7 protein-coding genes are annotated in these 4,752 nt (G+C 72.9%); 2 read left to right on the top strand and 5 right to left on the bottom strand.

What is annotated here, in order from left to right; genetic code table 11:
• The first annotated feature begins 50 nt into the window (after positions 1 to 50).
• Positions 51 to 509, top strand: coding sequence for a GNAT family N-acetyltransferase (locus tag AOK00_RS35470; protein WP_055604217.1), 459 nt, complete (start codon positions 51 to 53; stop codon positions 507 to 509).
• Between the two features lie 29 nt (positions 510 to 538).
• Here AOK00_RS35470 and AOK00_RS35465 read toward each other — a convergent pair whose 3' ends face one another.
• On the bottom strand, positions 539 to 1,291 hold the full coding sequence (locus AOK00_RS35465) for an SDR family NAD(P)-dependent oxidoreductase (RefSeq protein ID WP_055604216.1): 753 nt from the start codon (positions 1,289 to 1,291) through the stop codon (positions 539 to 541).
• Between the two features lie 133 nt (positions 1,292 to 1,424).
• On the opposite strand from AOK00_RS35465, the gene dapA reads away from it, so the two are divergent.
• Positions 1,425 to 2,324, top strand: coding sequence for a 4-hydroxy-tetrahydrodipicolinate synthase (gene dapA, locus AOK00_RS35460; RefSeq protein ID WP_055604218.1), 900 nt, complete (start codon positions 1,425 to 1,427; stop codon positions 2,322 to 2,324).
• Here dapA and AOK00_RS35455 read toward each other — a convergent pair.
• The 4 genes from AOK00_RS35455 to AOK00_RS35440 form a co-directional block, all read right to left on the bottom strand.
• Positions 2,303 to 2,521: a hypothetical protein gene (locus tag AOK00_RS35455; protein ID WP_055604215.1), complete on the bottom strand. Its 219-nt coding sequence runs from the start codon at positions 2,519 to 2,521 to the stop codon at positions 2,303 to 2,305. The genes dapA and AOK00_RS35455 overlap by 22 nt on opposite strands.
• A 62-nt stretch (positions 2,522 to 2,583) precedes the next feature.
• Positions 2,584 to 3,567 (bottom strand): 2,3,4,5-tetrahydropyridine-2,6-dicarboxylate N-succinyltransferase, encoded by a 984-nt coding sequence (gene dapD / locus AOK00_RS35450; protein ID WP_055604214.1) that lies wholly within the window; start codon positions 3,565 to 3,567, stop codon positions 2,584 to 2,586.
• A gap of 142 nt (positions 3,568 to 3,709) precedes the next feature.
• A complete protein-coding gene (locus AOK00_RS35445; protein ID WP_055604213.1) occupies positions 3,710 to 4,258 on the bottom strand; it encodes a TetR/AcrR family transcriptional regulator in 549 nt (182 codons plus the stop codon).
• Positions 4,258 to 4,578, bottom strand: coding sequence for a DMT family transporter (locus tag AOK00_RS35440; RefSeq protein WP_055604212.1), 321 nt, complete (start codon positions 4,576 to 4,578; stop codon positions 4,258 to 4,260). Before AOK00_RS35440 ends, AOK00_RS35445 begins: the two co-directional genes overlap by 1 nt.
• Between the last annotated feature and the right edge of the window lie 174 nt (positions 4,579 to 4,752).

Here is a 4,752-nt window from a genome sequence, read left to right as displayed (position 1 = left end):
CCTCAACCATGGTTGAGGTCAACCCCCGTTCCCGTGCGAGACTTCGCGCCATGATCCTTCGTGACCTGAACCTGCGCCCCGCGACCCGTGCCGAACTCCCCGCCGTCCTCGCGCTCCTGGCCGACGAGGACACCGTCGTGGACCCCGCCTCGGTCACCGTCACCGAGGCGTACGAGCGGGCCTTCGCGGACATCGGGGCCGATCCCCGCAACGAGATGCTGGTCCTGACGGACGGTGAGCTGGTCCTGGGCTGCCTCCAGGTCACGTACATCCCGGGGCTCGGCCGGGGCGGCGCCGAGCGGGCCCTGGTCGAGGCGGTCCGGATCCGGGCCGACCGGCGCGGCGGCGGGCTCGGCCGGGAGCTGATGGAGCGGGCCGCGGCACGCGCGCGGGAACGCGGCTGCGCGCTGGTCCAGCTGACCAGCGGCAAGCGGCGGACGGACGCCCACCGCTTCTACGCCTCCCTGGGGTACGCGCGCAGCCACGAGGGCTTCAAGCTCGCGCTCTGACGGCGCGGGCCCGGCCCGGCCGACAGGGTCTAGCCGAGCAGGTGGCCGCCGCCGTCCACGAGGAGCACCTCGCCGGTGATGTACGCGGAGTGGGCCAGGTCGTGGACGGCCCCGGCGATGTCCTCGGCCCGGCCGACCCGGCGCAGCGGGACCACGTCGGCCACGTGGGCCTTGGCCTCGTCGGCGCCGTCGACCCCGTCGAACCAGGGGGTGTCGATGAGGCCGGGCGCGACCGCGTTGACCCGGATGTCGGGGCCGAGGGTCTTGGCGAGGAGCTTCGTCATGTGGTTGACGGCCGCCTTGGAGACGGCGTACGGGATGGAGCTGCCGCCCGGCCGGACTCCGGCCTGGGAGGAGACGTTGACGATGGCGCCGCGGGTCTTCCGCAGGTGCGGGACGGCGGCGGTGACGGTCTGCCAGACGCCGATGACGTTGACGTCGTAGAGGTGGCGCCAGACCTCGGGCGAGGCGGCTTCGAGGTCGTCGTGCGGGATGAACCGGGTGGTCCCCGCGCAGTTGACGAGAAGGTCGAGGCGGCCGAGGGTCTCCACGGCCCGGGCGACGAGCGCCCCGGCCTGGGTCTCGTCGGAGACGTCCGCCTGGAGGTAGACGGCGCCGGGCAGTTCGGCGGCGAGGCGTTCGCCCGCCTCGACGGAGCGGGCGGAGTTGACCACGACCCGGTATCCGGCCTCGGCGAGCCGGCGGGCGACGGCGGCGCCGATGCCCGAGGACGAGCCGGTGACGAGGGCGACGCGTCCGTCGCCGGTGCTGTGTGAGCTCATGCTGTGCTGTTCTCCCTGTCCCCCTGTCGCGCCCGTCGATCATGCCAGAGCCCTCACGCTTAAGTGACCGTGACCTTTCAGCGGAAGCAGATCTAAGTGGACCTTCACGGTGCAGGCCGCCCAGACTTCGGTGATGAGCACTTCCCCTTCCCGCCCGGCGCGTCCCTTCGGCCGCGCGCTCTGCGCGATGATCACCCCGTTCGCCCCGGACGGCGGGCTCGACCTCGACGAGGCCGGCAAGCTGGCCGCCCGGCTCGTCGGCGAGGGCTGCGACGGTCTGGTCCTCAACGGCACCACCGGTGAGTCGCCGACCACCACCGACGCCGAGAAGGCCGCGCTCGTCCGCGCCGTCCGGGAGGCCGTGGGCCCCGGCCCCTCGGTCCTCACGGGCGTCGGCACCGCCGACACCCGCCACACCGCCGAACTGGCCCGCCAGGCCGAGTCGGCCGGCGCGGACGGGCTGCTCGTCGTCACCCCGTACTACAGCCGCCCTCCGCAGTCGGCCGTCGAGGCCCACTTCCTGAAGGTCGCGGACGCGACCGGTCTCCCGGTGATGGTCTACGACATCCCCGGCCGCACCGGCACCCGCGTCGAGACCGCGACGCTGCGGCGGCTCGCCGAGCACCCGCGGATCGTGGCGGTCAAGGACTGCGCCTACGACCTGCTGGGCTCGGCCCGGGTGATCGCGGAGACCCCGCTCGCGTACTACTCGGGCTGCGAGGAGATGAACCTGCCGCTGTACGCGGTCGGCGGCGCCGGCTATGTCAGCACGGTGGCGAACGTGGCGCCCCGCCAGCTGCGCGCGGTCCTCGACGCCTTCGTCGCGGGCGACACGGCGGCGGCGGCCCGGCTCAACGCCCGGCTGCTGCCGCTCGCCGAACGGATGATGGCCGCGGGCCTGCCCGGCACGGTGACCGTCAAGGCGCTGCTCGGCGGCCCGGTGCGCGAACCGCTGCAGCCCGCCGACCGGGAGTCGGTCGACGGGCTGCGTGGTCTGTACGAGGCGCTGCTTCAGGCGGAGTCGGTGGTGTAGGTCCTGCCGAGGATCGCGGCGTGCTCCAGGACGTCCTCCAGCGGGTCGTCGATCTGACCCGTGTGGAGCGAGAGGCTGGGCCCGTTGGTGACGGTGGGCCCGTTGTGGGTGTGCGTCTCGTCCGCCGCGGCCGTCCCGGCCGACAGCAGGACCGCCGCCATCGTGAGCACTCCTGCGACCATGGGCTTCGTCCTCATGTCGACTCCTCGCCTTGTCTGCGTGCGGTGACTCTGCCTTCTGTTAACGCAGAGTCACCGGATCAGTTGTGGCTGTGGAGGATGTCGTTCAGCCCGCCCCAGACCGCGTTGTTCGGGCGGGCCTCGACGGCACCGGTGACCGAGTTGCGGCGGAACAGGATGTTCGAGGCGCCGGAGAGGTCGCGGGCCTTCACGATCTCGCCGTCGGGCATCGAGACCCGGGTGCCGGCGGTGACGTACAGACCGGCCTCGACGACGCACTCGTCACCGAGCGCGATGCCGACGCCCGCCTCGGCGCCGATCAGGCAGCGCTCGCCGATCGAGATGACGACGTTGCCGCCGCCCGACAGGGTGCCCATGGTGGAGGCGCCGCCGCCGATGTCGGAGCCGTTGCCGACGACGACACCGGCGGAGATCCGGCCCTCGACCATCGAGGTGCCGAGGGTGCCGGCGTTGAAGTTGACGAAACCCTCGTGCATGACGGTGGTGCCGGCCGCGAGGTGCGCGCCCAGGCGGACCCGGTCGGCGTCGGCGATCCGGACCCCGGCGGGCGCGACGTAGTCCGTCATCCGCGGGAACTTGTCGACGCTGGTGACGGCGAGGTGCAGGCCCTCGGCGCGCGCGTTGAGGCGGACCTTGTCGAGGTCGTCGACGGCGACCGGACCGAGCGAGGTCCAGGCGACGTTGGCGAGGAGGCCGAAGACGCCGTCCAGGCTCTGGCCGTGCGGCTTGACCAGGCGGTGGCTGAGCAGGTGCAGACGCAGGTAGGCGTCGTGGGCGTCGAGCGGCTTCTCGTCGAGCGAGGAGATGACGGTACGGACGGCGACCACCTCGACGCCGCGGCGGGCGTCCACGCCGAGGGCCTTGGCGGCGCCTTCGCCGAGGGCGTTCACGGCCTCGTCGGGGGTGAGCCGCTCGGTGCCGGCGGGGCCGGCCGCCTCGGTCAGCTCGGGGGCGGGGAACCAGGTGTCGAGAACGGTGCCGTCGCCGGCGATGGTGGCGAGGCCGGCGGCGACGGCGCCGGTGGTGCGAGGAGCAGTGGTCATGACGGAAAACCTAACCGGCGGGGCCCCGCGCGGGCCAACCGGTCTCAGGTGTCGGTCGAGCGCGTGGGCGGTTCCGACGAGTGCGGGAGGGTCCGTCTCGGTCCTTCCTTCAGGTCGGGTACGGCCCGTGCCCGGCTCTGGCTCACGCCGGGCGCAGCACCCGCGTGAGCATCACGCGCGCGTACTCCTCGTCGTACGGCTCGCCGGTGAGCAGGGACTGGAGACAGATCCCGTCCACGAGGGCGACGAGGGCGCGCGCGGTGCCGGGGTCGGTGCGGCAGGAGAGGACGGAGACCACGGTCTCGGCCCACTCGGCGGCGACGGGGCGGAGCGCGGGGCGGCGCAGTGCGGCGAGGTAGAGCTCGTACTCCAGCTCCACCTGGGCTCGTTCGCCGTCCAGCCACTCGCCCATGAAGCGGGCGAGCGCGGCGGCGAGGTCGGTGTCCGGCGCGCCGAGGGCGGAGTTCTCGCGGAGCAGCCGCTCGAAGCCCTCATTGGCCTTGCGGAGCGCGGCGACGAGAAGTTCGTCGAGGGAGGCGAAGTGGTACGTGGTGGAGCCCAGCGGCACATCGGCCTCGGCGGCCACCGTGCGGTGGCTGAGCCCCGCGATCCCGGAGCGGCGGGCGACCCGGAGCGCCGCGTCGACGATCCGCTCGCGCCGGTCGGGGTCGTGGCGGCGGGGGCGGGCCATCAGTGGGCGCCGCCCAGGTTGAGGACGGCGACCCCGGCGACGATGAGGACGATCCCGGCGATCTTGGCGAGGCTGAGGGTCTCGCCGAGGAAGAGGACGCCGATGGCGGCCACGGCGGCGGTGCCGACGCCGGACCAGATGGCGTACGCGGTGCCGACCTGGAGCGTCTTGAGCGCCTGTGCCAGGAGCGCGAAGGCGACCACGTAGCCCACGCCGGTGACGATCGAGGGCCAGAGCTTGCTGAAGCCCTCGCTGTACTTCATGGAGGTGGTGGCGAGTATCTCCGCCGCGATGGCGCCCGCGAGCAGTCCGTAACCCATGCGTACAAGCGTACACAACGATGCGTACGGCCGTACACAAAGCCGACCGATACGGTGTCCCGCATGACGATTCCCCCAGGGCCGCCCCATGGTCATCCAGGGCCCCCGCCCTACGGCGCCGGATACGGCTACCCGCCGCCGCCCCCACCGCCGACGCCCGGTCTGATACCCCTG

This window comes from Streptomyces aureus, assembly GCF_001418135.1.
GTDB lineage: Bacteria > Actinomycetota > Actinomycetes > Streptomycetales > Streptomycetaceae > Streptomyces > Streptomyces aureus_A.
The sequence above is the reverse complement of the archived record's forward strand: the minus strand, read 5'-3'. Positions and strand labels throughout refer to the sequence as shown.